We start from the raw sequence: 25,984 nt of genomic DNA on the forward strand, positions 1-25,984 counted from the left end.
TCAGGCGCCGGTGTCGCGGTCTCTTTACATATCTGCCGGAGGGCACGCCTTCCTCTTCGCGTGGCTGTTGCTGGGCGACCTCTTCGACGCGCCGCCGCCGGAGATGCAGATCGCCGACGTGACCGTGATCTCCGAAGAGGAGTTCGCCGCGCTGTCCACGCCGACTTCGTCGGAGAGCGAGGCGTTGGAGCCCGCACCCGCGCCGGAGCCTGCCCCCGAGCCGGAACCGGAGCCCCAGCCTGCGCCGGAACCGGAACCCGCACCTGAGCCAGAGCCCGCACCTGAACCGGAGCCGGAACCCCAGCCCGCGCCGGAGCCTGAGCCTGCCCCGGAACCGGAGCCGGAACCCGCGCCCGTTCCGGAACCAGAACCGGCGCCGCAGCCGGTGCCCGAGCCGGAACCGCTGCCTACGCCCACGCCGGAACCCGATCCGCTGCCCTTGCCGCCGTCGCCGGCGCCCGTGCCGCAGGTGCTGGCCCCTGACAGTTCGCGCCGCCCGCAGCCGCGCCCCGCACCGCGCGTGGCCGATGAACCCATCGCGCCGCCCGATCCGGAGGCCGTGACCGCCGAGGACACGCAGACCGCCGCCGACCCCGACGCCGAAAGCCCGGACATTGCCGAAGAGACGCAGGAGTCGACCGCCCCGCCGGAAACCACGACCGAAATCGTGACCGAGGCCGAAGAACCCTCCGGCCAGCCGCTGGCACCCTCGTCGTCGATGCGGCCGCGCGGACGTCCCGAACAGGTGGCCTCGAACCCCGAACCGGCGCCCGAGACGCCGGCACAGCAACCGCCCGCCTCGGAACCCGAGACGGAAAGCGCCCCCGCAAGCGATCCGGTCGCCGACGCACTGGCGGAGGCCATTGCCGAGGAACTGAGCGGCGGCGCACCCGACGCCCCGAGCGGCCCGCCCCTGACCGGGGCGGAGCGTGAAGGTCTGCGCATCGCGGTGCAGGCATGCTGGATCGTCGACGTGGGCAGCCAGGCGGCGGACGTGAAGGTCACCGTCGGCTTCGACCTCGACCGGGAGGGCCGGGTCGCGGGCAACGTGACGATGATCGGCGCCGAGGGCGGATCGGGCGCGGCGGTGGACACAGCCTTCGGCGCCGCCCGCCGTGCCATCCTGCGCTGCCAGGGCGACGGCTACGAACTGCCGCCGGATAAGTACGACCAGTGGAAGCGGGTCGAGATCACCTTCAATCCCGAGGACATGCGCCTGCGCTGATCCCGTGGTGGGCGCACCTGTCCGCGGGGCGCCCGTCGCAAGCGTCCTCGGGGCTGTCACGCGCCCCACACGCGGTTGTGTCGGCGATTACCCGCTGAAACCGCCGTCAAGGGGTGTTTTGCGTGCATGAATTGCGCTGTATGTTATGTGCACGCGGGCGTCAGACCCGTGCGGCAGATTGTGGGCAGATCCCGAGGAGGGTTTCCATGAAACGAGTGGCATTGGCGTGCCTCATGATGGCGTTTGCGGTATTCCACGGGGTTCTCCCGGCCGCGGCGCAGGACCCTCTCCGGCTGGAGATCGACCGCGGCATCGTCGAACCGATGCCCATCGCGGTCCCGTCCTTCGTGGCCGAGACCCCCGCCGCCCAGGAATACGCCGACCAGCTGAGCCGCGTCATCGCGGAGGACCTCGTGGGCACGGGCCTCTTCCGCGAGATCCCGCGCGACGCGCACATCTCGCGCGTGTCGACTTTCGCGGCGCCGGTGCAGTTCGCCGACTGGAAGGCGATCAACGCGCAGGCGCTGGTGACCGGCGCGGTCAGCACCGACGGTTCCGGCCGCGTGGTCGTCAAGTTCCGCGCATGGGACGTCTTTGCCGAGCGCGAGCTGGGCGAGGGGATGCAATTCGCCTCTTCCGCCGATGGCTGGCGCCGGCTGGCCCACAAGGTCGCCGACCAGGTCTACTCGCGCCTGACCGGCGAAAGCCCCTATTTCGACAGCCGCGTCGTCTTCGTGTCCGAGACCGGGCCGAAGGACCAGCGTCAGAAGCGGCTCGCGATCATGGATTACGACGGTGCGAACGTGCAGTACCTTACGGACAGCAGCTCCATCGTGCTGGCGCCGCGCTTCTCGCCGACCGGCAACCAGGTGCTGTATACCTCCTACGTCACCGGCTTCCCGCGCATCCACATCCTCGACGTGGGCGCGGTCCAGAGCCGCATCCTGCAGACCAACGAGGGCGTCATGAGCTTTGCGCCGCGTTTCTCGCCGGACGGGCGGATGGTGGTCTACTCGATGACCCAAGGGTCGAACACAGACATCTGGGCGATGGACGTGGCCTCGGGCGCGACGCGGCGCCTCACCTCGACCCCCGCGATCGAAACGGCGCCCTCGTTCTCTCCTGATGGCTCGCGGATCGTGTTCGAATCGGACCGTTCCGGCACCCAGCAGCTCTACGTGATGCCTGCGGGTGGCGGCGAAGGGACGCGGATCTCCTTCGGCGAGGGCCGTTACGGCACGCCCGTATGGTCACCCCGCGGCGACCGCATCGCCTTTACCAAGCAGAACAAGGGCCGGTTCCACATCGGCGTGATGAACACCGACGGCTCCGAGGAGCGTCTGCTGACCGCCTCCTTCCTCGACGAGGGCCCGACATGGGCGCCGAACGGCCGCGTGATCATGTTCACGCGTGAGACGCAGGGCGCAGAGGGTGCGTCGGCGCTTTATTCCGTGGACATCTCCGGGCGGAACCTGCGGCGGGTCCGTACCCCGGCGGGCGCCTCGGATCCGAGCTGGGGCCCGCTCCAGTGACCAAGTTAACGTGATTCCCAAGACCCGTTGTGTGTGGTAGCCTGCCACAAACAACATATGCGCACAGGCGCAAGACAGAGCAGGATGACAGTGATGAGCAAACTTCCCATGGCGATTATGCTGGTGGCGGCCCTAGGCCTCGCCGCATGTGCCAACCCCAACCGCTTCGGCGCCAACGGCGCGGGTGCAAACGACGCCTCGCGCAACGGTGGCGGCGTATCGAGCGGGGTCATCCCGGGCAGCGTCGATGACCCGACCTCCATGGCGTATTTCAACCAGCGCGTCGGCGACCGCGTTCTGTTCGCCGTCGACCAGTCGAGCCTCTCGCCGGAGGCGCGCACGGTGCTGGACGGGCAGGCGCAGTGGCTGATGACCAACGCCGACTACATGGCGGTGATCGAAGGTCACGCCGACGAGCAGGGCACCCGCGAATACAACCTCGCGCTCGGTGCACGCCGCGCCAATGCGGTGATGGAATACCTCGTGTCCAGGGGCGTGTCTCAGAACCGCCTGAAGTTCGTCAGCTACGGCAAGGAGCGTCCGATCGAGATCTGCTCCGAAGAGGCGTGCTATGCCAAGAACCGCCGCGCGGTGACTGTCATCGCCGCCGGATCGCTGATGGGCTGAGCCGATGCGCTGGGGGTGGATCATGGTTGCGGCGGTCATCGCCGCCGCGCCGGTGCAGGCGGAAACGCTTGCCGATGTGAAGCAGGACCTCGCTGTCCTGTCGGTCGAGGTGCAGAAGCTGAAGCGTGAGTTGTCCACAACGGGCAGCTCCACGGTGCAGGTGTCGGGCGACGTGTTGCAACGGCTGAACACCATCGAGTCCGAATTGCAGCGCGTGACGGCCAAGGCCGAGGAGCTGGAGTTCCGCATCGGCCAGGTCGCCGAGGACGGCGGCAACCGGATCAGCGACCTGCAGTTCCGGGTGTGTGAGCTGGAACCCGGCTGTGACCTGTCCTCGGTCGGGCAGGGGACGTCGTTTGGCGGTGAGACAGCCCCGGTTGCCGACGCTCCGGTTGCGGCGGGTACCGACGATCTGCCGTTCGACGGCGAACTGGCCGTCAGCGAGGAAGCCGATTTCCGCGCCGCGCAGGAAGCGCTCGATGGGGGTGACAATGCCCGCGCCTCCGACCTGTTTGCCAACTTCCGCCAGACCTACCCGGGCAGCCCGCTGGAATCCGCGGCGCTGGTGGGCGAGGGGCAGGCGCTGGAAGCGCAGGGCGACACCCGCGAGGCCGCGCGGCGCTACCTCGACGCCTATTCCCGTTTCCCCGACGATCAGATCGCACCCCAGGCCCTGTGGCGGCTGGGAGAGACGCTGGGCAAGCTGGGCTCCGTCTCCGAGGCCTGCGTGACGCTCGCCGAAGTGGGCAACCGCTATCCCAGCTCCGAGGTCATCAACGCGGCGGCGGACAGCCGCATCGCGCTCGGCTGCCCGGTGGAGTGAGGTGAGCCCGGGCCTTGTGCCCGGCGTGACTGATCCGGGTTTAGGTGGCCTGAAGAGCAGGTATTTTTGCCAAGATGAAGGGGCTGCCGGTGAGCCTTGACCAGCGTTTCGCGGAAGAGATGGGGGCCCTGCTGGGGCCCTCTTTTCCATCCGAGATTGGTCTGGCGGTGTCGGGGGGCGGGGACTCCATGGCCATGCTGGTGCTGGCGCATGGCTGGGCGCGCGTGTTCGGCGTGCGCCTGTGGGTGGTCACGATCAACCACGGATTCCGCTCAGAGGCGGCGGCAGAGGCAGAGATGGTGGCAGCCGAATGTGCCCTGCTGGGCTGGCCGCATGCGACGCTGCACTGGTCCTGGGACGGACGGGGCAACGCCATGGAGGCGGCTCGCGAGGCGCGCCTTCGGCTGATCGCCGGGTGGCGCGGCCATCTGCGGCATGTGCTGGTGGGACATACACAGGACGACGTGGCCGAGACTTTCCTGATGCGGCTGGCACGCGGGTCCGGGGTCGACGGGCTGTCCGCGATGCAGGCCTGCCGGGTGGTCGACCAGCAGCCTCTGGCGGCGGATGCATTCGCGCCGATGATCGGGGAGGCGCCCTCGCCGAAGGGCCGAGTTCATCCCGACGTGGTGGCATCGAGCGCACGGGGCAGACCTGCCGATGGGCCGGGCGAGGGCGGGAGCTTCGAAATCCTGCGGCCCTGCCTGTCGATGCGGCGGGCGGACCTGCGCCATTACGTGCGCGTCCTGAAGGTGCCCTTCGTGGACGATCCGACGAACGAAGACCCGGCCTATGCCCGTGCGCGCATCCGGGCGGCGCTGCCCGGTCTGGCGGACCTTGGGCTGGACGTCCCGATGCTGGCCGCGACGGCAGAGCGTATGGCCCGCGCGCGGGACTCGCTGCGTGTTCAGACAGCGGCGGCGTGGGATCGGATCGGTCAGGAGGGGCACCATCGCGGTGTGCCGACCGGCGACCTGCTGCTGGAACGGGACGGTTTTGCAGGGCTGCCGCGCGAAGTGCAGCTGCGGCTGCTAGCCGGCGGGATCGGCTTCGTCTCGGGCACGGTCCGGCGCCCACGTGCCGCGCGGCTGGAAGAGGTCCTGGACCGGCTGCTCTCCGGTGGCGGAGGCACGCTGGGCGGGTGCGAGATAGTGGCCGAACGGACGCACATCCGGGTTTTCCGGGAATACGCGGCGCTCGAGGGGCTGGCAGACGACGACGCGGGGCTGTGGGACGGGCGGTGGCTGTTGGCGCCGGAGGCGCGTCGCGACACGGGGGCAGCCGGTCTGGTGCCCCTCGGGGATGCGGGATGGCAATCGTTGGGCGCGGAGGAGCGTGACGGATTGACCTACCGCGCGGCGCGGTCCCTGCCGATGGTGGCGAATGACGCGGGCGGGGCCCGCATCAGCGTGGCGCAGGGCACGCGCGACATCCTCTACCGGCCGTTCGGAAAGCAGGGGCTGACCTTCGCCGCGTTCCTCATGACGCATTGAACCCGGGCCACATATCTCTATGTTAAGCTGAAACGGCGCCTGCCGCTCGGGCGCCCGGTTCCGTCTGCAAAGGAGTCCCCTCTTGGGCAACGCTCGCAACATCGCCTTCTGGGTCGTCTTGTTCCTGCTGATCCTCGCGCTTTTCAATCTTTTCTCGGGCAACAATCCGACCCTGCAAAGCCGTGAGACCGGGTATTCGGACTTCGTCAAGGCGGTCGAAAGCCAGAACGTGTCCTCCGCCACAATCGATGGCGAGCAGGTGCGTTACAGCACGAACGACGGGCAGGATTACGTCACGATCAAGCCCGAGGACGCGGAGGTGACAAACCTCCTTCTGGACAACAACATCCCGATTTCCGCGAAGAGCCAGGAGTCGTCCGGCTTTCAGGTTTTCCTGCTGAACCTTCTGCCCTTCCTTCTGCTGATCGGCGTGTGGATCTACTTCATGAACCGCATGCAGGGCGGCGGCAAAGGTGGCGCCATGGGCTTTGGCAAGTCCAAGGCCAAGCTGCTGACCGAAAAGCATGGCCGCGTGACCTTCGACGACGTGGCGGGCATCGACGAGGCCAAGGAAGAGCTCGAGGAGATCGTCGAGTTCCTGCGCAACCCGCAGAAGTTCTCCCGCCTCGGCGGTAAGATCCCCAAAGGTGCGCTGCTGGTGGGCCCTCCGGGCACGGGTAAGACGCTGCTGGCCCGCGCCATTGCGGGCGAGGCGGGTGTCCCGTTCTTCACCATCTCCGGCTCCGACTTCGTCGAAATGTTCGTGGGTGTGGGCGCAAGCCGTGTCCGCGACATGTTCGAACAGGCGAAGAAGAATGCGCCCTGCATCGTCTTCATCGACGAGATCGACGCCGTGGGCCGCGCCCGTGGTCAGGGCTATGGCGGTGGCAACGACGAACGCGAACAGACGCTGAACCAGCTTCTGGTCGAGATGGACGGTTTCGAGGCGAACGAGGGTGTCATCATCATCGCCGCCACCAACCGCCGCGACGTTCTGGACCCGGCGCTGCTGCGTCCCGGCCGTTTCGACCGTCAGGTCACCGTGCCGAACCCGGACATCAAGGGCCGCGAGAAGATCCTCGGCGTGCATGCGAAGAAGACCCCGCTGGGGCCGGACGTCGACCTGCGCATCATCGCGCGCGGCACGCCGGGCTTCTCGGGTGCCGATCTGGCAAACCTCGTGAACGAGGCGGCGCTGATGGCCGCGCGTGTGGGCAGGCGTTTCGTCACCATGATCGATTTCGAGAACGCCAAGGACAAGGTCATGATGGGGGCGGAGCGCCGCTCCATGGTGCTGACCGACGACCAGAAGGAAAAAACCGCCTACCACGAGGCCGGTCACGCCATCGTCGGCCTGTCGTTGCCGCAGTGCGATCCGGTCTACAAGGCCACGATCATCCCGCGCGGCGGCGCACTGGGCATGGTCGTGTCGCTGCCGGAAATCGACCGCCTCAACTGGCACAAGTCGGAGTGCGAGGAAAAGATGGCGATGACCATGGCGGGCAAGGCCGCCGAGATCATCAAGTACGGCGAACCGAACGTCTCGAACGGACCGGCTGGCGACATCCAGCAGGCCTCCGCGCTGGCACGGGCGATGGTCCTGCAGTGGGGCATGTCCGACAAGGTCGGAAATATCGACTACCGCGAGGCCGCCGAGGGCTACTCCGGCAACACCGCGGGCCTGTCGGTGTCGGCAGAGACAAAGCGCATGATCGAGGAAGAGGTGCGCCGCTTCATCTCCGAGGCCTATGACCGCGCCTACCAGATCCTGACGGACCGCCGGGACGACTGGGAGCGGCTGGCCAAGGGTCTTCTGGAATACGAGACCCTGACCGGCGAGGAGATCGAGCGCGTCATCCGGGGCGAACCGCCACAGTCCGAAGACGGCGAAGGTGGTTCCGGCGCCGCGGTTGAGGAGAAGAAGCCGAGCCTCACCGCCATTCCCAAGACCCGGCCGAAGAAGAACGGCGAAGAGGGCGGACTGGAACCAGAGCCCTCTGCATGAACGGTGCCGATGGCATGATTTGGGACCCCGGGATCTATGGCAGATTCCGGGGTCTTCGTTTGCGGCCCGCGCTTGACTTGCTGCGCTCCTTGCCGTCGCTGCCCGAGGGGCCCGTCGTGGACCTCGGATGCGGTGCGGGGGCCGTATCGGAGGCGTTGAGGGCGACGCTTGGCAAGGACCGGCAACTGGTCGGCGTGGATGCCTCGGCCGAGATGCTGGCCGATGCGCGCGGACGCTACGACGACCTCGTGCAGGCGGACATCGCGACGTGGCAGCCCGAGACGCCGCCGGCGCTGATCTTTTCCAACGCCGCCCTGCAATGGCTGGGCGATCACGAAGTTCTGTTGCCCCGGCTCGCGGCGACGCTCACGCCGGGCGGGGTGCTGGCGGTGCAGATGCCCCACCAGAACGATGCGCCGTCGCACCGGACGTGGCTCCACCTCGCCCACCAACTGTTCGGCGTCGAACCGGACGACGTGCCCGGCATCCTCGAACCCGCTGCCTATCATCACATTCTGGCGCCGTTGGGGGAGGTCCAGTTGTGGGAAACGACCTATTTCCAGGTGCTGGCGCCCTCGGATGACGGCCACCCGGTGCGCCGCTTCACGGAGGCGACCTTTGCCCGGCCGCTGCTTCGGTCGCTTGATCCCGAAAGGCGGGCCGCCCTGATCGCCGCCTGCGATGCCGCCATGGCGGGCGCCTATCCCGCGTCTGAGGACGGCAGCGTCCTCTTCCCTTTCCAAAGGCTGTTCTTCACCGTCCGCGTATGAACGGCCAGCAATCCGCGCTCCGGCCTGCCTCCGGTTTGTGCCCTTGCGCATCCCGCCGCACGCGCTTTACCTGCACGCGCAACGAACAGGCGGAGGGCACGATGCCGGCTTTGAAACCGACGAAATGGACAGCCGAGGTCATCTGGCTGGGTATCGTCACGAGCATGGACCGCAAGGCGCTGATGGCGGAGCCCGTCGAGGCGGTGGACCTGACCTTTGCCGGCATGGCCGGATCGGTGCACGGCGGACAGACGCGGGAATCCTGTTCACGGGTCACCTCGCAATACCCGCGCGGCACGCAGATCCTGAACGAGCGACAGCTGAGCATCGTCAGCGCCGAGGAGCTTGACCAGATCGCGGCGGCGATGGGCGTCGAGACCGTGAACCCGGCACGGCTTGGCGCCAGCATGGTGATCCGCGGCATTCCCGACTTCACCTTCGTGCCGCCATCCTCCCGGTTGCAGGCGACCTCTGGCGCGACCATGGTTGTGGACATGGAGAACCGTCCCTGCCAGCAACCGGCCCGCAGCCTCATGCAGGAGATCGGAGACGCGGCGAAGGGGTTCCGGAAGGCGTCCGACGGGCGCCGCGGGGTCACGGCCTTTGTCGCGCGCGAGGGGCGCGTGGCGGTGGGGGACAAGCTGGTGCTGCACGTCCCGGATCAGCGCGCATGGCGGGGGGAGGCCTGACGTGGCGATGCTGCCGGTTCGTGGCGCCACGCCGTTGATCTCCTCAGGCGCAAGGATGCGCCGAAGGTATGCCTTTCCCCGGATCGGGTGAACGGCAACACTCCGCACGGCATCCGGTGCCTGTCGGGCGGGCGCGCGTTCCCGGTTTCGTCCCGGGCGCGGCACAGTGTCCGGTGCGCCGCATCATCGCGCCGAAATGTCGGATTCACCGGGACGGACGGTCTGCGGACCGCTAACAATCCGGGCAATTCAGGAACTGCCAGCAGGGATAACAAGCAACATGGCCCACAAGTCGGACATCGAAATCGCCCGTGAAGCCCGGAAGAAACCGATACAGGAGATCGGCGACGTCCTTGGTATCCCCAACGAGCACCTGCTGCCCTACGGCCACGACAAGGCGAAGATCGGTCAGGCTTTCATCGATTCCGTCCAGTCGCGGCCCGATGGCAAGCTGATCCTTGTGACGGCGATCAACCCGACCCCCGCGGGTGAAGGCAAGACCACCACCACCGTGGGACTGGGCGACGGGCTGAACCGCATCGGCAAGAAGGCGATGATCTGCATCCGCGAAGCCTCGCTCGGGCCGAACTTCGGGATGAAGGGCGGGGCGGCCGGGGGCGGATACGCGCAGGTCGTGCCGATGGAGGAGATGAACCTCCACTTCACCGGCGACTTCCATGCGATCACCTCGGCGCATTCTCTGCTGTCGGCGATGATCGACAACCACATCTACTGGGGCAACGAGGCCGAGATCGACCAGCGCCGGGTGACATGGCGCCGGGTGGTGGACATGAACGACCGCTCGCTGCGCCAGATCACCTCTTCCCTCGGCGGGGTGGCCAACGGGTTCCCGCGCGAGGACGGTTTCGACATCACCGTGGCGTCCGAGGTCATGGCGATCCTCTGCCTCGCCAAGAACCTGAAGGACCTGGAAAATCGGCTGGGTGACATGATCGTGGCGTATCGGCGTGACAGGTCGCCGGTCTTCTGCCGCGACATCAAGGCCGAAGGTGCGATGACCGTCCTGCTGAAGGACGCGATGCAGCCGAACCTCGTCCAGACGCTGGAGAACAACCCGGCCTTCGTGCATGGCGGCCCGTTCGCCAACATCGCGCATGGCTGCAACTCCGTCATCGCCACGACGACGGCGCTGAAGCTGGCGGATTACGTGGTGACGGAGGCCGGGTTCGGCGCGGACCTGGGGGCCGAGAAGTTCATGGACATCAAGTGCCGCAAGGCCGGGCTGCGCCCCGACGCGGTGGTTATCGTCGCCACGGTGCGTGCGATGAAGATGAACGGTGGTGTCGCCAAGGCGGACCTTGGCACTGAGAACGTGCAGGCGGTGAAAGACGGGTGCCCGAACCTCGGCCGTCATATCGAGAACATGAAGAAGTTCGGCGTGCCGGCGGTGGTGGGGATCAATCATTTCGTCACCGACACCGATGCCGAAGTGCAGGCGGTCGTCGACTACTGCGCGTCGCTGGGCGTGGACGCGATCCTCAACAAGCACTGGGCCGAGGGCGGCGCGGGCATCGAGGAGACCGCGAGAAAGGTCGTCGAGCTCTGCGAGGGCGGGTCGGCCAACTACGCGCCGCTTTATGGCGATGCGCTGCCGCTGGCCGAGAAGATCGAAACGGTCTGCAAGGAGATTTACCGCGCGGATGGCGTGGTGATGGACGCGAAGATCCGCGGCCAACTAAAGGAGTGGGAAGACCAAGGCTACGGTCACCTCCCGGTCTGTATGGCGAAGACGCAATACTCGTTCTCGACCGATCCGGGCCAGCGCGGCGCGCCGACCGGCTTCGACATCCCGGTGCGGGAAGTGCGGCTGTCGGCGGGGGCGGGCTTTGTCGTGGTGGTCTGCGGCGAGATCATGACCATGCCCGGCCTGCCGCGCGTGCCTGCCGCGGAATCGATCCGCCTGAACGCGGACGGGCTGATTGAGGGTCTTTTCTGAGCCGGTTCTGATCCGATCGGAAACGGCGGGACGGCGCTCTTCTTCGAATTCGCCCCGCCCGCCGTCCCGCCGCCCGCACCCGGCATGGAAAACGCCGGGCGGGGCGGGTAGGGCTGTGGCATCGGAACGAGCGGACAGGATGTGGAGGCAGGAATGCGGAAGACAGCGGCAGAGATAGAGACCGTGGCCGAGATGCGCGCCTGTATCGACGCGGTCGATGCGGAATTGATGGCGCTCCTGGCGGAGCGGTGGTCCTACACGGAACGGGCCGCAGAACTGAAGCACCGCGAGGGGCTTGCAGCGGCCGCACCCTCCCGCGTGGCGGCGGTGCTGGAGAATGTCTCGGGACGGGCCGAGGCGGCGGGGCTGCCCGGCGCGATGGTCGCGGGGATGTGGAAGATCATGATCGACGAGATCATCGCGCGCGAAGAGCGTGTTCTGGGCAAGGAAGGGACGGACGGATGACGGCAACTCTGATTGACGGCAAGGCCTTCGCGGCGACGGTGCGGGGCAAGGTGGCGGAGCACGTAACCCGCCTGAAGGACGATCACGGCATCACGCCCGGTCTGGCCGTGGTCCTTGTGGGCGAGGATCCGGCGAGCCAGGTCTACGTGCGCTCGAAGGGCAAACAGACCGTCGAGGTCGGCATGAACTCCTACGAGTACAAGCTGGATGCCGCGACCGAGGAGGCGGACCTGCTGGCGCTGATCGACAAGCTGAACAACGATCCCGAGGTGCATGGCATCCTCGTGCAGCTTCCCCTGCCGAAGCATCTCGACGAGGATCTGGTGATCAATGCGATCTCCCCGGCGAAGGACGTGGACGGGTTCCACATCTCCAACGTCGGTCTGCTGGGCACCGGGCAGAAGTCGATGGTGCCTTGTACGCCGCTGGGGTGCCTGATGATGCTGCGGGATCACCACGGCTCGCTCTCCGGGATGGACGCGGTGGTGATCGGCCGGTCGAACATCGTCGGCAAGCCCATGGCCCAACTGCTGCTGGGCGACAGCTGCACGGTGACCATTGCGCATTCGCGGACGAAGAACCTGGCCGAGGTGGTGAGACGGGCGGATATCGTTGTCGCGGCGGTTGGACGGCCCGAGATGGTGCCCGGCGACTGGATCAAGCCGGGCGCAACGGTGATCGACGTGGGCATCAACCGCATCGACGCGCCGGAAAAGGGCGAGGGCAAGACCCGCCTGGTGGGGGACTGCCATTTCGACAGCTGTGCCGAGGTCGCGGGCGCCATCACCCCGGTTCCGGGCGGCGTTGGACCGATGACGATTGCCTGCCTTCTGGCCAACACCGTCACGGCGTGCTGCCGTGCCAACGACCTTGCGGAGCCGGAAGGCCTGACCGCCTGACGCAGCCACAATCTGGTTTGATCACATGCCGGGCCGGAGCCTTGCTCTGGCCCGTTTCATGTCATGCCCGATGGCGCGGCCCGTGTCACATCAGCCAGACGATCACCCCGGCCACCAGCGCCGTCACGATGTAACCCGCGGCCACGACCGCGCCGTCACGGGCAAGGATGCCGATGCCGAACAGGGCGACCGGCAAGCCGACCAGCGGGGTCGCCACCGGAATCGCGCCGATCACGAACAACGACGCGCCGCAGGCGATCAGCAGCAGGGCGATGATCGAGAGGGACAGGGCCCCGTTCGACAGCGGCTCCATCCTCCGGTGCAGGTGCCGGCGGAGCCACATGGAGGCTGGGTGCATGCGGTCGGCGAGGTTACGGACCCGCTCGGCCGACATGCCGCGGCGGCTGAGGAACCCCGGCAGCCAGAAACTGCCGTGCCCCAGCAGCATCTGCAGTCCGATGGCCGCGACGACCGCGCCAAGTGCACCGCCGACCCCGGGGATGAGCCCGGTGGGCAGGACCATCAGCAGGGACACGATCATCAGGAGCGGCGCGTGCCCCTGCGTCCCGATCTGGCGCATCAGCATGTCGATGGTGACCTCGTCGCATTCGTCCGCGAGGTCATGAAGGCGGTCCACGAGCAATGGCACGGCCCGCGGCCCGGACCATTGCTTGCCGCTCGTGTTGGTGTTGTAGCTCGTCATCGTTGCCTCGTTTGCCGTCCGCACACTCAAAACGGGCGGGTGGCGGGTGAGGTTCCCGGCGCAGGGCTGTGTGATCGGTCAGGCGCTCGGCGTCACCCGGACCATGGTGCCGGTCATGCGCGCGATGTGCGTCTCTTTGTCCTCGGCCACCGTGTAGATGTCGGCCTGCGTGACCAGCATCCGCCGCCCGGGACGGATGACCGTGCCGCGCGCCTCCAGCGTGTCGCCTAGGCCCGGCGCGAGGTAGTGGATCGTCATGTCGGACGTCACCACGTCGAACTCCGGCTCGAGCAGGGACACGGCGGCATAGCCTGCGGCGCTGTCGCCAAGCGAGAAGGCCACGCCGCCATGGGCATAGCCCTGCTGCTGGGTCAGCGCCTCCGTCAGCGGCAGGGCAAGCGTGACGGCGCCGGGCTCGACCGACACCACCCTTGCCCCCAGCGTGCGGAGAAGTCCCTGTCGGGCAAAGCTGTCCTTGATGCGGTCGGTCAGTGTCATGGCGGGATCGGGCCTTCGGTTCATGTGCCGGTCAGGCGGCGCGGCATGGGGATGGCCACCGGCCGCGTCCCGGTGAGGATCGCGCAGGCGTCGCGGCCCATCAGCGCCGAGAGCACCGGGCTGTCGGTATAAAGCCCGCCGGTATAGGTGCCGAACGCAGGCAGGATCAGCCGGTCCGCATCGCAGAGGAAACAGGGCATGGAAAAGCCGCGCCCCCGCGCATTGATCCGCGCCTTGGGGTGATAGTGGCCTGACACCTCGCCGGGGCCGGAGGTGGCGATGTGACGGAACGTCAGCGGTCCGAGTTGGAGGTCGGCGTGATGCTCGCCTCCGAGGGTCAGCGGGCCGGGATCGTGGTTGCCCTCGATCCAGATCCAGCGCCGCCCCGCCTTCATCCGCGTCAGTGTATCGAGGTCCTCGCCGGGCAGGCAGGTGTCCAGCCCCGGCGCATCGAAACTGTCGCCAAGGCAGATCACGGTGCGCGCCCGCGTTACGGTCAGCACGTCGTCCAGCCGCGCCAGCGTATCGCGCGTCTCGTAGGGGGGAAGGGCGGCACCGCCCGTGGCTGCCAGCCGCGCGGCCTTGCCAAGATGCAGGTCAGAGACGACCAGCACCGCTTCGTCCGGCCAGTATAGGGCGCCGGAGGGGAGGGCGTGCAGATCTGCGCCATGGAAGGTGAACGCGTGTGTGTTCATGCTTTGTTTTTGGCGGTTTGGCGGCGGCGTGGCAAGGGGCTGCGGGGCGCTCTCAATGGAATCTTCACCCGGGATGGATAGCGTCCGGTGCATATGTCCGGCCCCCGGGCGGGACGTTGGCGGAGATGGACGTGCAGATGAACCTCGACGTGATCGGGATGGCCTTTGGCGTCTCGCCCATCGCGATGATGCTGGTGGCGCCGGATGGCCGCATCCGGACCTGCAATGCCGAATTCGATGCGCTCTTCGGCTACGGACCCGGCGCGCTGACCGGCGCGCCGGTCGAAACGCTGTTGCCGGAGCATCTGCGGTCGGGGCACGTGGCGCTGCGACAGGCGTTCAACGTGATCCCCGCCAAGCGCCGCATGGGGGCGGAGCGGGAGGTGAAGGGCGTTGCCAGGGACGGCACCGTGCTGCCACTGGAACTGGCGCTGGAGCCGGTGGTCGTCGACGGCGGTCCGCATGTGATCGTCGTGGCACTCGACCTGCGGCACCGCCATGCGCAGCGGGAACGGATCAGCTCTGTCATGGATGCGGCGTCCTGCACGATGGTCGTCGTGGATGCGGGCGGCCGGATCGACTTCGTCAATCGCGCGGTCACCCCGCTGCTCGGCTACACGCCGGAGGAACTGCTGGGCCGTCCGGTCGAGGATCTCGTGCCCGAGGATCTGCGCGTCGCCCACCAGGTCTACCGCCGCAGTTTTGCACTGCTGCCGGATGTGCGGGCAAAGGGGCGGTCGCGCACCGTGACCGCGCGCCACCGCGACGGCCATGGCGTGACGGTGGAGGCGACGCTGGACCGCATCGACCTTGACGGGCAGACGGGTGTGGTCGCCACGCTGGTCGACCTGACCGAACGGATCGAGACGGAGCGCGCGCTGGCCGCCCGCGCGCATGAACTGGAACGGCTGAACGCGGATCTCGAACAGTTCAGCCGCGGGGTCAGCCACGACCTCAAAGCGCCGCTCGCCTCCATCGCCGGGTTGCTGAGCCTCTGCCGGGAGGATTTCGCGGCCGGGGAAACTGCCGACCTGGGCGACAACCTTGCCCGCGCCGCCGAGATCGCGGAACACAGCGTGTCGGAGATCGAGAGCGTCCTCTTGGCCACCATGACGACGGAACGCGGGATCGCGCGGGTCCCCGTCGATCTCGGCGGCCTCATTCGCCAGCTCTGGCGGGACCTGAGCGGCGGCGCCGTCTCTGCGCGGCTGGAGCTGGAACTCGCGCTGCCGGAAACGGTCGCGACGGAGGAGGCCACGCTCAGGACCGTGCTGCGGAATCTGCTGTCCAACGCGCTGCGCTACCGGGACGACATGAAGGCCGAGCTGGTGGTGCAGGTCACCGCCCGCCAGACAGGCGAGCACCTCAAGATCATCGTCAGCGACAACGGCATCGGCATCCCCGAAGCGGTCCTGCCGGAGATCTTCGGTCTGTTCCGCAAGCATGGCGACCGGGGCGGCTCCGGCATTGGCCTGAACCTCGTGCAGCGCAGCGTGGAACGGCTGGGCGGGAGGATCGCCGCGACCAGCACCGAGGGGGAGGGCACGACCTTCACGCTCGACCTGCCGATCCGCATGGAGGGCGAGGCATGATAGACGCCTACATTGTCGACGACCGGGAGGTCGACCGCTACACAGCGCGGCGGCGGCTGGCGAAGTCGGGACGCTTCGCCGCGGTGCACGAGGCGGAGGATGGCCGCATCTTTCTGGACAAGTTGTTCGACCAGCCGCGTGTCGCCGCCTCCGAAGGGCCGCTGGTGCTGATGGATATCTCGATGCCGGTCATGGACGGCTTCCAGACGGTCGACGCCCTGCGCGCCCGGATGATCGAGCAGGGCTGGCCCAAGGATGTGATCGTGGTCATGGTCTCCTCCTCCAGCGCCGAACGGGACCGGGCTCGTGCAGCGGAGCGTCCCCTCGTGCGCGGATATTTCGAGAAACCGATCCGCGTGCAGGACGTGGAGGAGATGCTGAGGCTGTTCGAAGGGCGTGACCAGCCGTCCACGCGCTAGAACGGGACGCGCCATGCCTTCTTCGGCACTTCGACCTGGGCGAGGCCGCTCTCGGACATCAGGCGGGTGACCTCTTCCTCCAGCAGCCGCTGATCGGCGGACCCGTTCACCGGCACGCGCCCGGGTTCGAGGAACAACGGCGCGGCCAGCGGTGTCACGCGATCCAACTGCACGTGGTCGATGCGGTCGCCCACGCGGGCGCACATCTCGCGGATGCGGGAAAAGTCGACGAGACCGCGCATCGCCTCCTCCCGCGTGATCTGCATCAGCAGATGGTCGGGGTCGTACCTCAGCAGCGTGTCGTAGAGGATGTCCGACGACATGGTGGCCTGCCGGCCGGTCTTGCGCTGGCCACCCAGTTGCCGCTCGATCAGCCCGGCGATGGTGGCGGAGGCGCGGAAGGTCCGCTTCATCACCGCGTTGCCCGCCAGCCAGCCGTCGAGACCCGCCTCCAGCGCTGTCACGTCGAAAAGCGGGGCGGGATCGGTCACGCGGTCCAGTCCCCAGATCAGGGTTGCGTAATCCGTCGCGACGAAGCCCATGGGGGCGAGGCCCATCTCCTCCATCCGCTTGGTCAGCAGCAGGCCCAGCGTCTGCATCGCGTTCCGTCCGGCAAAGCCGTAGGCCACGAACTGCTCGCGCCCGTCGTGGGGGAAGCTCTCGACCAGAAGGCGCCCGGGTTCGGGCAGGCGCGAGCGTTCGCGCTGAAGCGCCAGCCATTGCGCGGTATGGTCCGGCAGCTCGGGCCAGGTGTCCTGCTGGAAGAGCCGCAGGATACGTTCCGAAAGCTGCGTGGAGGTGGCGAACTTCGTGCCCATGAAGGTGGCGATCTTGGGCTTCTTTTGGGCGTCGCGCGTCACCTCGACGGTCAGTTCGCGCAGCCCCTCGTAGCGCACGATCTGTCCGCCGATCAGGAATGTGTCGCCCTTCGTCAGCGAGGCGGCAAAGCCTTCCTCGATCTCGCCCAGAGGCGCGCCGCCGCGTCCCTTCCAGCGCACCTTCAGCGTGTCGGTGTCCTGGATCGTGCCGACGTTCTGCCGGATGCGCACCGCGGAGCGCGGGTCGCGCAGCTGCCACAGCCCGTCCGGCCTCAGTTGCAGACGCTTCCACTGGTCGTAGGCGCGCAGGGCGTAGCCGCCCGTGGCGCAGAAATCGAGGCAGGCATCGAACTGCGCGCGGTTCAGCCCGCGATAGGGACCGGCGGCCGACATTTCGGCATAGAGGGTGTCGGCGTCGAACGGGCCTGAGGCGGCGGCGATCAGGATGTGCTGGCAGAGCACGTCGCGCGGTCCGGGACCGCGCGGTTCGCCATCGAGGTCATGCGCCTTCACCGCCTCCAGCGCGGCGACGCATTCGACGATCTCGAAGCGGTTGGCGGGCACCAGCAACGCCTTCGACGGGGCGTTGTAGCGGTGGTTCGCGCGCCCGATCCGCTGCACCAGCCGCTTGACGTTCTTCGGTGCGCCGACCTGGATCACGAGGTCCACGTCCCCCCAGTCGATCCCGAGGTCGAGCGAGCCGGTGCAGACGATGGCCCGCAACTGCCCTGCGACCATCGCGGCCTCGACCTTCTCGCGCTGGCCCCGGTCGAGCGAGCCGTGGTGGATGCCGATCGGCAGCGCGTCCTCGTTCGCCAGCCACAGGTTGTGAAAGAAGATCTCGGCCTGTGCGCGGGTGTTGTGGAAGATGAGCGTGGTCTTGTGCTGCTTCACCTGCTCGAGCACGGCGGGAATGGCATAGGCCGCGCCGCCGCCGGCCCAGGGCGGGGCCTCTTCTGTGCGCAGCATCCGGATGTCCGGATCGGGTCCGGGATCGGCGTGCAAGATCTCGGTCGTCGTGTCGCCAAAGGACATCAGCCGTGCGATGGCGCCGGGGTCCTCCACCGTGGCCGACAGACCGACGCGGCGCAGGTTCGGCGCCAGCGTCTGCAAGCGCGCCAGCGCCAGCATCAACTGGTCGCCGCGTTTCGACTCCGCCAGTGCGTGGATCTCGTCGATGACGACTCGTTCGATGCCGGCGAAGGTGCGGGCGGCGTCCTCATAGGACGTCAGCAGCGCCAGGGATTCCGGGGTGGTCAGCAGGATGTGCGGCGGGTCGGCGCGCTGCCGGCGCTTGCGGGCATATGAGGTATCGCCGGTGCGGTCTTCCACCCGGATCGGCAGGCCCGCCTCCTCGATGGGGATCAGCAGGTTGCGCCGGATGTCGGCGGCCAGCGCCTTCAACGGCGAGATGTAGAGCGTGTGCAGACCGTCGCGCGGGCGGTCCGTCAGTTCCGACAGGGTCGGCAGGAAACCCGCCAACGTCTTGCCGCCGCCGGTCGGGGCGATCAGCAGCAGCGAGGGTGAGGCGGCCCGGTCCAGCATGGCCTGCTGGTGCGGGTGGACCTGCCAGCCGCGGGCGTGGAACCAGTCCCGGAGGGGAGGAGGAAGCGTCATCCTCCCCAGATAGGTGCGCGCGGGCGGTTTGGCACGTCTTTCCTGTGCCGCGCCGGGTCAGTCGCCGAGCGGGTGGAAACAGGCGGCTTCCGTCTGCCCCCCGACCGGCGTCAGCCTGGGCACCTCCGCCCGGCACTTGTCGCTGGCCCGCGGGCAGCGCGCGGCAAAGGCGCAGCCCGGCGGCGGGTTCAGCGGGTCGGGAAGTTCGGTCGCCTTGCCTTCGGGCGCGGTCAGCGGGCGGCCAACCACCGGCGCGCTGTTGGCCAGAAGCTGGGTGTAGGGATGGCGGGGCTGGGCAAAGACCTCTTCCGCCGGGCCGACCTCCACCACCGATCCAAAGTACAGCACCGCGATCCGGTCGCTGACCGCCTCCACCACCGCAAGGTCATGGCTGATGAAGAGGTAGGTCAGATCGTATTCGCGGCGCAGGTCGGCCAGCAGGTTCAGCACCTGCGCCTGCACCGACACGTCGAGGGCAGACACCGGTTCGTCGAGGATCAGGATGGACGCATTGGCCGCCAGCGCCCGCGCGATGCCGATCCGCTGCGCTTGCCCGCCCGAGAATTCATGCGGGTAGCGGTCGAGGAACTCCTCGCGCAGGTTCACGCTTTCGAAGATCTCGCGGATGCGCTCCCGGCGCTTCGCGGCGGACATGCCGTGAAGGTGTTTGAGCGGCGCTTCCATCACCTGCCGGATGGTCTTGCGCGGGTTCAGCGAAGAGATCGGGTCCTGGAAGACGTACTGGATGCGCTTGCCGAAGGCCGCCGGGTCCGCATTGTCGAGCGCCTTGCCCTCGATCTGGATCGTCCCGGTGGAGGGCGGCAGCAGCCCCACGAGCATCCGCGCCAGCGTCGACTTCCCGCAGCCGGATTCGCCCACGATGCCAAGGGTCTCGCCCTTGCGCACCGACAGCGTGATCGGATGGACGGCCTTGACCGATCCGGTGGACTTGCCCAGCAGGGAACGCCCCACCGGAAAGGTCTTCGACAGGTTGGAGAGGGTCAGGGCATCGGTCATTCAGCGGCCTCCGACAGCGGGGTTTCGGGATAGAGGCACCGCACGGCGTGCGAACCGACGCGCTCCAGGGGAATGTCGCCCTGCCGGCAATCGTCCTGCGCCTTCAGGCAGCGGTCGGCAAAGGCGCATCCGGCGGGCAGCCTGTCGACCACCGGCGGCAGGCCGGCGATGGCCTCCAGCCGCCGCTTGCCCCCGCCCAGTTCCGGCACGCAGGCCATGAGCCGTGCGGTGTAGGGATGGCGGGGCGCCTTCAGGATCTCGTCGGTGGTGCCTTCTTCCACGATCCGCCCGGCGTACATCACCGCCACACGGTCGCACAATTGCGCCACCACACCGAAGTCATGGGTGATGAACACGATGGCCAGCCCGCGAGAGCGACGGAGGTCGTCGAGGATGGTCAGCACCTGCGCCTGCACCGTCACGTCGAGCGCGGTCGTCGGTTCGTCGGCGATGATGATGTCCGGCTCGTTGGCCAGCGCCATGGCGATACCGACGCGCTGCCGCATCCCGCCCGACATCTCGTGCGGGTAATCGGTGATCCGCTTGGCGGGGTTCGGGATGCGCACCGCTTCGAGCAGTTCGATGGCCTTGCGCTTGCCTTCCGCCTTGCCGATGGGACGGTGCGACCGGATCGCCTCGATCAGCTGATCGCCGACGCGGTAGAGCGGATGCAGCGTGGCCAGCGGGTCCTGGAAGATATAGGCGACGTTCCTGCCGCGCATCGACCGCAGCTTGCGATAGGGCGCGCCGACGAGGTCGTCGCCGTCGTAGCGGACAGCGCCCCCGGTGATCACCCCGGGGGGCGAGGCGACAAGCCCCATGACCGACAACGCCGTGACCGATTTGCCGGACCCGGATTCGCCGATGATGCCAAGGCATTCGCCCTTCTCGACGTGCAGGTCCACGCCGCCCACGGCGCGGTAGATGCGGTCCTTGACGTGGAACTGGGTCTGCAGGTCCTGCACTTCCAGCAGGCCCTTGCCTTCCGCCTGCGGCACGGGTCCGTCACGCTCCACCCGCGTCGCCGCCATGGGCCGCGACAGGGCGCCGGACTTCAGCCGCGGGTCCAGCGCATCGCGCACGCCGTCGCCCAGCAGGTTGATCGACATGACGATGATCAGGATCATCACGCCCGGCACGACGGAGGTGTGCGGGTTGGTGATCAGCGCCGACCGCGCCTCGCCCAGCATGGACCCCAGATCGGCCTGCGGCGGCTGCGATCCGAGCCCGAGGAAGGACAGGCCGGCGGTCTCGAGGATCATCCAGCCGATGGTGGTAGACATGGCGATCACGATGACCGGGATCACGTTCGGCAGGATCTCCGACAGGATGATCCGGGTGTTCGACAACCCCGCAAGGCGCGCGGCATCCACGAACTCCTTGTGCGCGATGCCCACGGTGATGCCCCGGATGTTGCGCGCGAAGAACGGCACGTTCACCACGGCCACGGCGATCAGCGCGTTCAGCAGCCCGGGTCCGAGCGCCGCGACGATGGCCAGCGCCAGCAGGATGTAGGGAAAGGCCATCAGCATGTCGACGCCGCGCATGATGACGTTGTCGGTCCGCCCGCCGTAAAAGCCGGCGATGATCCCGATGGCGGCGCCCAGGGTGGCGGCGGCCACCGCCGCGGCAAAGCCCACCGCCAGCGACAGGCGCGTGCCGTAAAGCAGGCGCGCCAGCAGGTCCCGGCCAAGGTGATCGGTGCCCAGCAGCGCCCCTTCGGAGAACGGCGGCTGGAACCGGAACGCGGTATTGGTGACGTCCGGATCTTTCAGCGGCAGCAGCGGCGTGACCAGCGCCAGCAGCACGACCAGCGACAGCACGATCCCTCCGGCCAGGGCCAGGCGGTTGCGGGCGAGGAGTTTGAAGAAGGCGCTCATGTCTTGATCCTCGGGTCCAGAAGGCTCTGCGCCACATCCACGAGGATGTTGAACAGGACGTAGCAGGCGGCGACAAAGACCACGCCCCCCTGCACCAGCAGGATGTCACGCTTCAGGATGGCATCGACCAGCATCCGCCCCACGCCGGGCCACTGGAAGACGATCTCGATATAGACGGCGCCCGACAGGACAAAGCCCGCCTGGATGCCAAGCACCGGGATGATCGACACCATCGCGGCCTTCAGCGCATGGCGCCAGATCACGCCACGCTCGTGCACACCCTTGGCGCGGGCGGTGCGGATGAAATCCTGCCGCAAGACTTCCAGCATGGCCGACCGCGACAGCCGCGCGACAACACCGGTGGCGACGACCGCAAGGGCAAAGGCCGGCATCGCAAGGTGGTTGAGCAGCACCCAGAGCGTCCGGTCGCCGTAGATCGGCCACATGCCGGAAACCGGGAACCACCTGAGGTTCACTCCGAACAGAAGGATCATCATCATGCCGAGGAAGAAGGACGGGATGGAGATCCCCAGCAGGACCGCGAAGGTGATCCCCTTGTCCGCCCAGCCGTACTGGTTCGCGGCCGAGATCACGCCAGCCACGATGCCGAACACGGCGCAAAGGACAAACGATGTCCCCGCCAGCACCAGCGTCCCGTTGAACCGTTCCAGCACCTCGTCGAGCACGGGCCGGTTCAGCGCGAAGGATTGCCCGAAATCGCCCGTCAGCATGTTGCCGAGCCAGATGAAGTACTGCGACACCAGCGGCTTGTCCAATCCGAGGTCGCGGTTCAGCTTCTCCACGTTCTCCGGCGTCGCATAGGATCCGAGGATCGCCGTCGCCGGGTCGCCCGGGATCATTGCCATGATCAGGAACACGATCACCGTGATGCCCAGCAGCACCGGGATCGCCGACACCAGTCTCTTGAGGATGTAGCCGGTCATCGCCGCGGCCTCCTTCGCTGAAACACATGAACCCCGCGGACCGGACGGCAACGGCCTGTCCCTTCATCTTGGGCCAAATACCTGCGGGGGGTCCGGGGGGCGGCAGCCCCCCGGCGGATCGGCGCGGAACGCGCCGAAACCTCAGTTCTTCACGACGTCGTCGAGCAGCAGGAAGAACGACGGCTGCAGGGCGAAGTTCTCCACCCGGTCCGATGTCACGGCGTTCTGCTTCCAGTTGGCGACGAAGACCCAGGGCGCATCTTCCTGCACGATGGTCTGCATCTCCTTGTAAAGCTCGGCGCGCTTGTCCTGGTCGGTGGCGACGCGCGCCTCTTCCAGCAGGGCATCGACCTCCGGGTTCGAATAGTAGCCGGAGTTGAAGCCGCCCTTGTCGGGCCATGCGTCGGTGCGCAGCGCGAGGAAGGGCAGGGTGTCCGGGTCGTTGGTCATCCATGCCATCTCGGCCATGTCCGCCTTGCCTTCGAGGCCGGGGTTCACCTCTCCGAGGAAGGTGTTCCACTCGTAGGTCTCGATCTTCACGTCGAAGCCCACGGCCTCCAGGTCCGCCTGGATCGCGGTGCCCATGGCGATCGGGTCGAGCATCCCGGACCCGCCCTCGGTCACGTAGAAGGTCAGCTCGGCCCCCTCGGCCCCGGCCTCAGCCAGCATCGCCTTGGCCTTCTCCGGGTCATAGGGGTAGGGCTCCAGCTCGGAATTGTAGGCCCAGGCAAAGGCGGGCGGCGTGGGTCCCGCGGCCACGTCCGCGGTGCCTTCGAGCACCTCGTTCACCAGCGCATCCTTGTTGATCGCGTAGTTCGCCGCCTGCCGCACTGCCTTGTCGGCGAATGGGCCTTCCTTGGCGTTCAGGATCAGGAACCAGACGTGGGGACCGGCCTGTTCGAAGACCTGGTAGGCATCCGACTGGAATTCCGACAAGGCGACGGGGGGCACCTCGACCATCAGGTCGATGCCGCCCGCCAGCATCTCGGCGGTGCGGGTGTTGGCGTCGGTGATCGGGCGGAAGACGACGGCCTGCAGTTCGGGCGCGCCGTCCCAGTAGTCGGGGTTGGCCTCCACGACCACGGCCTCGTTCGACCGCCACTCGGCGAACTTGAAGGGGCCGGTGCCGGACGGGTTGCGGCCGAAGTCCGCGCCGTATTGCTCGACGGCGGCGGGCGACACGATCAGGCCGGTGGGATAGGCGAGGTTCGACAGGAACGGCGCGTAGGGGCTGCCCAGCGTGAACTTCACCGTCAGGTCGTCCACCGCCTCGACGTTCTCCACCGCCGAGAAGAAGAAGGCGAGCGGGAAGGGGCCGGTGTCGTGGTAGGGGTGATCCTCGTTCAGCATCCGGTCGAAGTTGAACTTCACCGCCTCGGCGTTGAAGTCGGAACCGTCGTGGAACTTCACGCCCTCGCGCAGCTTGAAGGTATACTCGGTCCCGTCCTCGGAGATCTCCCAGCTTTCCGCCAGCGCAGGTTCGACCTCCAGCGTGCCGTCCTTGTAGCGCACCAGCCCGTCGTAGACGTTCATCAGGATTCGGAAGTCGTTCACCGCCGTCACCGCTGCCGGGTCCAGCGCCTTGGGCTCGGCGATCTGGCCGACGATCAGCACGCCCGGGGGCGTCTGCGCCTGCGCACCCGGCACCGTGGCCAGGGTCAACGCCAGCGCCGTACCGGCAGCCATCAGGCCGCGGCGGGTCATTTTGAGTAGCGACATTGGGTTCCTCTCCTGTTTTTTCATCCGGGCCGTCACCGGCTGCGGTTAATTTATCATGATAAATTGAAATGGGGCAAATTTTCATGATAAATTCAAGTCCGACGACGAAAGGACCCACCCATGACAATTTCGATCCTCGCATACGACGAAAAAACGGGCGCTTGCGGGGGGGCGGCCACCACGGGCAGCCTGTGTGTCGGGGGCTGGGTCCTGCGCGGAGACGCCGAATCGGGCATGACCGCCTCACAGGGGTCTCTCCCCTCGACGATGTGGGGGACGGAGGCGCTGGCCCTCATGCGCAGCGGGGTTCCGGCAGCGGAGGCCGTGGCGCGCGTCACCACGCCAGACACCGGCAAGGCCGAACGGCAGATGTCGGCGCTCGACCTGACCGGGGCGACCGCGCATTTCACCGGAGCGAACAGCATCACCGTTGCCGGGGCGCGCGAGGCGCCGGGCGTCGTGGTGGCAGGCAACCTCCTTGCCTCCGAGTCGGTGCTGGATGCCTGTCTTGAAGGGTTCCTGACCGGCAAAGGCGGGCTGGATGAGCGGCTTCTGACCGCGTTGGAGACGGCCTCGCGTGCAGGTGGCGACAGTCGGGGGCTCTTGTCCGCGGCGCTGCTGGTGGTCAGCCGGACGACGCCGCCGATGACGTTGCGCGTGGATTACTCCGAAGCCCCGCTTGCGGCCCTGCGGGTCCTGCATGGCCACGCGACCAACGGCCTTTATGCCGACTGGCTGCGCCATGTGCCCGTGGCGGACGATCCTTACCGTGCACTGCCGTTCGCCTCGACCGAACTGCCGGTCGCCGAGACCTGACCGGCCACGGGTTTCAAGGCAGCGACGCAGACCGCTTCACACGATGAACCGCTTCATCACTTCGGCTTCCTGATCTTCCATCATCTGCCGCGCCTCCTGCATGTGTTCGCGCATGATGTGCCGCGCGGCCTCCGCGTCTCCGTCGCGCAGGGCGGCGATCAGGTCGATCTGGTGCTCGCGTCCGTTCCGCCAGAGGTCGTGGTTCGGCTGGGTGTAGAGCCGCTTGTAGACCGTCAGGTCGGTCAGGATCTGCGCCATGAACCCGATGAAGAACCCGAGCATCGCATTCTCGCCGAAGTCCGCCAGACGGGCGTGGAACTTCAGTGAGGAGACATGCTGGATGCGTTCCTCCTCCGCATCTGCGGCGGGCTGGGCGTAGTCTTCCATGATCGCGGACAGTTCTGCCAACTGGTCTTCGGTCAGGCGCCCGGCAAGGCTGGCCGCCATCTCCGGCTCCAGCGCGATGCGGACCTGGTATATGTCGTCGATGGTGATGTGCTGGAAGTAGAAGAAGTTCGCAAGCAGCGCCCGCGCCCGCTCGCGCGAGACTTCACCGACAAAAAGACCGCCGCCCGGGCCTGTCTTGGTCTCCACCAGCCCCTGCGCCTGCAACAGACGCAGCGCCTCGCGGATAGTGCCCTTGGACATGGCGAAGCGCTGGATCAGTTCGGTCTCGCCGGGCAGCCGGTCCCCGGGTTTCAGTCCCTGTTCCACCACCCAGTCCTTGATCGCGTCGGCCACCCGCACGGGGCGGGATCGGCGTTGAGGAGGGGTGGGAAGG

General features: G+C 67.5%; 23 protein-coding genes. 14 read left to right on the plus strand and 9 right to left on the minus strand.

The features are described from left to right. Positions 1-10: 10 nt before the first annotated feature. From CDO87_RS13395 to folD, 11 genes are all read left to right on the plus strand, one after another. Positions 11-1,225 carry a cell envelope biogenesis protein TolA gene (locus CDO87_RS13395; RefSeq protein ID WP_100929235.1) on the plus strand — a complete coding sequence of 405 codons (1,215 nt, stop codon included), beginning with the start codon at positions 11-13 and terminating at the stop codon, positions 1,223-1,225. A gap of 233 nt (positions 1,226-1,458) precedes the next feature. Beyond that, positions 1,459-2,757: a Tol-Pal system beta propeller repeat protein TolB gene (gene tolB / locus CDO87_RS13400; protein WP_217621803.1), complete on the plus strand. Its 1,299-nt coding sequence runs from the start codon at positions 1,459-1,461 to the stop codon at positions 2,755-2,757. Between the two features lie 93 nt (positions 2,758-2,850). Next, entirely contained in the window at positions 2,851-3,384 is a 534-nt protein-coding gene (pal, locus tag CDO87_RS13405) for a peptidoglycan-associated lipoprotein Pal (RefSeq protein ID WP_100929237.1), read from the plus strand. Positions 3,385-3,406: 22 nt separating this feature from the next. Next, positions 3,407-4,207, plus strand: coding sequence for a tetratricopeptide repeat protein (locus tag CDO87_RS13410; protein ID WP_100930966.1), 801 nt, complete (start codon positions 3,407-3,409; stop codon positions 4,205-4,207). 89 nt (positions 4,208-4,296) lie between these two features. Beyond that, positions 4,297-5,700 carry a tRNA lysidine(34) synthetase TilS gene (tilS, locus tag CDO87_RS13415; protein ID WP_308213887.1) on the plus strand — a complete coding sequence of 468 codons (1,404 nt, stop codon included), beginning with the start codon at positions 4,297-4,299 and terminating at the stop codon, positions 5,698-5,700. 82 nt (positions 5,701-5,782) lie between these two features. Further along, positions 5,783-7,705 carry an ATP-dependent zinc metalloprotease FtsH gene (gene ftsH / locus CDO87_RS13420; protein WP_100929239.1) on the plus strand — a complete coding sequence of 641 codons (1,923 nt, stop codon included), beginning with the start codon at positions 5,783-5,785 and terminating at the stop codon, positions 7,703-7,705. Between the two features lie 116 nt (positions 7,706-7,821). Beyond that, the gene (locus tag CDO87_RS13425) at positions 7,822-8,475 is read left to right on the plus strand and encodes a methyltransferase domain-containing protein (RefSeq protein WP_308213888.1); all 654 of its coding nucleotides are present in this window, start codon (positions 7,822-7,824) and stop codon (positions 8,473-8,475) included. Positions 8,476-8,576: 101 nt separating this feature from the next. Then, positions 8,577-9,164 (plus strand): MOSC domain-containing protein, encoded by a 588-nt coding sequence (locus tag CDO87_RS13430; RefSeq protein ID WP_100929241.1) that lies wholly within the window; start codon positions 8,577-8,579, stop codon positions 9,162-9,164. A 280-nt stretch (positions 9,165-9,444) separates the two neighbouring features. Further along, entirely contained in the window at positions 9,445-11,121 is a 1,677-nt protein-coding gene (locus CDO87_RS13435; protein ID WP_100929242.1) for a formate--tetrahydrofolate ligase, read from the plus strand. 153 nt (positions 11,122-11,274) lie between these two features. Next, positions 11,275-11,586 carry a chorismate mutase gene (locus CDO87_RS13440; RefSeq protein ID WP_254698117.1) on the plus strand — a complete coding sequence of 104 codons (312 nt, stop codon included), beginning with the start codon at positions 11,275-11,277 and terminating at the stop codon, positions 11,584-11,586. Further along, positions 11,583-12,485: a bifunctional methylenetetrahydrofolate dehydrogenase/methenyltetrahydrofolate cyclohydrolase FolD gene (folD, locus tag CDO87_RS13445; RefSeq protein ID WP_100929243.1), complete on the plus strand. Its 903-nt coding sequence runs from the start codon at positions 11,583-11,585 to the stop codon at positions 12,483-12,485. Before CDO87_RS13440 ends, folD begins: the two co-directional genes overlap by 4 nt. 85 nt (positions 12,486-12,570) lie before the next feature. On the opposite strand, the gene CDO87_RS13450 is transcribed toward folD, so the two are convergent. The 3 genes from CDO87_RS13450 to pdeM all read right to left on the minus strand — a co-directional run bounded on the left by CDO87_RS13450 (position 12,571) and on the right by pdeM (position 14,381). Beyond that, complete coding sequence (locus CDO87_RS13450; protein ID WP_100929244.1) at positions 12,571-13,188, minus strand: exopolysaccharide biosynthesis protein; 618 nt, start codon at positions 13,186-13,188, stop codon at positions 12,571-12,573. 78 nt (positions 13,189-13,266) lie between these two features. Next, on the minus strand, positions 13,267-13,686 hold the full coding sequence (locus CDO87_RS13455; protein ID WP_100929245.1) for a PaaI family thioesterase: 420 nt from the start codon (positions 13,684-13,686) through the stop codon (positions 13,267-13,269). 20 nt (positions 13,687-13,706) lie between these two features. Further along, entirely contained in the window at positions 13,707-14,381 is a 675-nt protein-coding gene (pdeM, locus tag CDO87_RS13460; protein ID WP_100929246.1) for a ligase-associated DNA damage response endonuclease PdeM, read from the minus strand. 125 nt (positions 14,382-14,506) lie between these two features. Between pdeM and CDO87_RS13465 the strand changes: the two genes are divergently transcribed. Both CDO87_RS13465 and CDO87_RS13470 read left to right on the plus strand, forming a co-directional pair. Next, positions 14,507-15,973 carry a PAS domain S-box protein gene (locus tag CDO87_RS13465; RefSeq protein WP_100929247.1) on the plus strand — a complete coding sequence of 489 codons (1,467 nt, stop codon included), beginning with the start codon at positions 14,507-14,509 and terminating at the stop codon, positions 15,971-15,973. Then, positions 15,970-16,392 carry a response regulator gene (locus tag CDO87_RS13470; protein WP_100929248.1) on the plus strand — a complete coding sequence of 141 codons (423 nt, stop codon included), beginning with the start codon at positions 15,970-15,972 and terminating at the stop codon, positions 16,390-16,392. The genes CDO87_RS13465 and CDO87_RS13470 overlap by 4 nt, the downstream gene beginning before the upstream one ends. Here the strand turns inward: CDO87_RS13470 and CDO87_RS13475 are convergent. From CDO87_RS13475 to CDO87_RS13495, 5 genes are all read right to left on the minus strand, one after another. Continuing rightward, a complete protein-coding gene (locus tag CDO87_RS13475) occupies positions 16,389-18,827 on the minus strand; it encodes a ligase-associated DNA damage response DEXH box helicase (protein ID WP_100929249.1) in 2,439 nt (812 codons plus the stop codon). The genes CDO87_RS13470 and CDO87_RS13475 overlap by 4 nt on opposite strands. A 57-nt stretch (positions 18,828-18,884) precedes the next feature. Continuing rightward, entirely contained in the window at positions 18,885-19,844 is a 960-nt protein-coding gene (locus CDO87_RS13480; RefSeq protein WP_100929250.1) for an ABC transporter ATP-binding protein, read from the minus strand. After that, positions 19,841-21,724, minus strand: a complete 1,884-nt coding sequence (locus tag CDO87_RS13485) for a dipeptide/oligopeptide/nickel ABC transporter permease/ATP-binding protein (RefSeq protein ID WP_100929251.1) — start codon at positions 21,722-21,724, stop codon at positions 19,841-19,843. Before CDO87_RS13485 ends, CDO87_RS13480 begins: the two co-directional genes overlap by 4 nt. Continuing rightward, positions 21,721-22,668 (minus strand): ABC transporter permease, encoded by a 948-nt coding sequence (locus CDO87_RS13490; RefSeq protein ID WP_100929252.1) that lies wholly within the window; start codon positions 22,666-22,668, stop codon positions 21,721-21,723. The genes CDO87_RS13485 and CDO87_RS13490 overlap by 4 nt, the downstream gene beginning before the upstream one ends. A 141-nt stretch (positions 22,669-22,809) precedes the next feature. Beyond that, on the minus strand, positions 22,810-24,387 hold the full coding sequence (locus tag CDO87_RS13495) for an ABC transporter substrate-binding protein (protein WP_100929253.1): 1,578 nt from the start codon (positions 24,385-24,387) through the stop codon (positions 22,810-22,812). Positions 24,388-24,507: 120 nt separating this feature from the next. Here CDO87_RS13495 and CDO87_RS13500 point away from each other — a divergent pair, with 120 nt between their 5' ends. Then, positions 24,508-25,203 (plus strand): DUF1028 domain-containing protein, encoded by a 696-nt coding sequence (locus tag CDO87_RS13500; protein WP_100929254.1) that lies wholly within the window; start codon positions 24,508-24,510, stop codon positions 25,201-25,203. A 36-nt stretch (positions 25,204-25,239) separates the two neighbouring features. Here the strand turns inward: CDO87_RS13500 and CDO87_RS13505 are convergent, their stop codons facing one another. Continuing rightward, the gene (locus tag CDO87_RS13505; RefSeq protein WP_100929255.1) at positions 25,240-25,950 is read right to left on the minus strand and encodes a FadR/GntR family transcriptional regulator; all 711 of its coding nucleotides are present in this window, start codon (positions 25,948-25,950) and stop codon (positions 25,240-25,242) included. Between the last annotated feature and the right edge of the window lie 34 nt (positions 25,951-25,984).

It is taken from the genome of Sagittula sp. P11 (genome assembly GCF_002814095.1).
Classification (GTDB): Bacteria; Pseudomonadota; Alphaproteobacteria; order Rhodobacterales; family Rhodobacteraceae; genus Sagittula.

What these genes read in the sequence shown, in the direction of transcription:
- tolB (WP_217621803.1), top strand. Translation starts at nt 1,459, where the DNA reads ATGATGGCGTTTGCGGTATTCCACGGGGTTCTCCCGGCCGCGGCGCAG.
- pal (WP_100929237.1), top strand. Translation starts at nt 2,851, where the DNA reads ATGAGCAAACTTCCCATGGCGATTATGCTGGTGGCGGCCCTAGGCCTC.
- CDO87_RS13410 (WP_100930966.1), top strand. Translation starts at nt 3,407, where the DNA reads ATGGTTGCGGCGGTCATCGCCGCCGCGCCGGTGCAGGCGGAAACGCTT.
- CDO87_RS13430 (WP_100929241.1), top strand. Translation starts at nt 8,577, where the DNA reads ATGCCGGCTTTGAAACCGACGAAATGGACAGCCGAGGTCATCTGGCTG.
- CDO87_RS13435 (WP_100929242.1), top strand. Translation starts at nt 9,445, where the DNA reads ATGGCCCACAAGTCGGACATCGAAATCGCCCGTGAAGCCCGGAAGAAA.
- CDO87_RS13440 (WP_254698117.1), top strand. Translation starts at nt 11,275, where the DNA reads ATGCGGAAGACAGCGGCAGAGATAGAGACCGTGGCCGAGATGCGCGCC.
- folD (WP_100929243.1), top strand. Translation starts at nt 11,583, where the DNA reads ATGACGGCAACTCTGATTGACGGCAAGGCCTTCGCGGCGACGGTGCGG.
- CDO87_RS13450 (WP_100929244.1), bottom strand. Translation starts at nt 13,188, where the DNA reads ATGACGAGCTACAACACCAACACGAGCGGCAAGCAATGGTCCGGGCCG.
- CDO87_RS13455 (WP_100929245.1), bottom strand. Translation starts at nt 13,686, where the DNA reads ATGACACTGACCGACCGCATCAAGGACAGCTTTGCCCGACAGGGACTT.
- pdeM (WP_100929246.1), bottom strand. Translation starts at nt 14,381, where the DNA reads ATGAACACACACGCGTTCACCTTCCATGGCGCAGATCTGCACGCCCTC.
- CDO87_RS13465 (WP_100929247.1), top strand. Translation starts at nt 14,507, where the DNA reads ATGGACGTGCAGATGAACCTCGACGTGATCGGGATGGCCTTTGGCGTC.
- CDO87_RS13470 (WP_100929248.1), top strand. Translation starts at nt 15,970, where the DNA reads ATGATAGACGCCTACATTGTCGACGACCGGGAGGTCGACCGCTACACA.
- CDO87_RS13475 (WP_100929249.1), bottom strand. Translation starts at nt 18,827, where the DNA reads ATGACGCTTCCTCCTCCCCTCCGGGACTGGTTCCACGCCCGCGGCTGG.
- CDO87_RS13480 (WP_100929250.1), bottom strand. Translation starts at nt 19,844, where the DNA reads ATGACCGATGCCCTGACCCTCTCCAACCTGTCGAAGACCTTTCCGGTG.
- CDO87_RS13485 (WP_100929251.1), bottom strand. Translation starts at nt 21,724, where the DNA reads ATGAGCGCCTTCTTCAAACTCCTCGCCCGCAACCGCCTGGCCCTGGCC.
- CDO87_RS13490 (WP_100929252.1), bottom strand. Translation starts at nt 22,668, where the DNA reads ATGACCGGCTACATCCTCAAGAGACTGGTGTCGGCGATCCCGGTGCTG.
- CDO87_RS13495 (WP_100929253.1), bottom strand. Translation starts at nt 24,387, where the DNA reads ATGTCGCTACTCAAAATGACCCGCCGCGGCCTGATGGCTGCCGGTACG.
- CDO87_RS13500 (WP_100929254.1), top strand. Translation starts at nt 24,508, where the DNA reads ATGACAATTTCGATCCTCGCATACGACGAAAAAACGGGCGCTTGCGGG.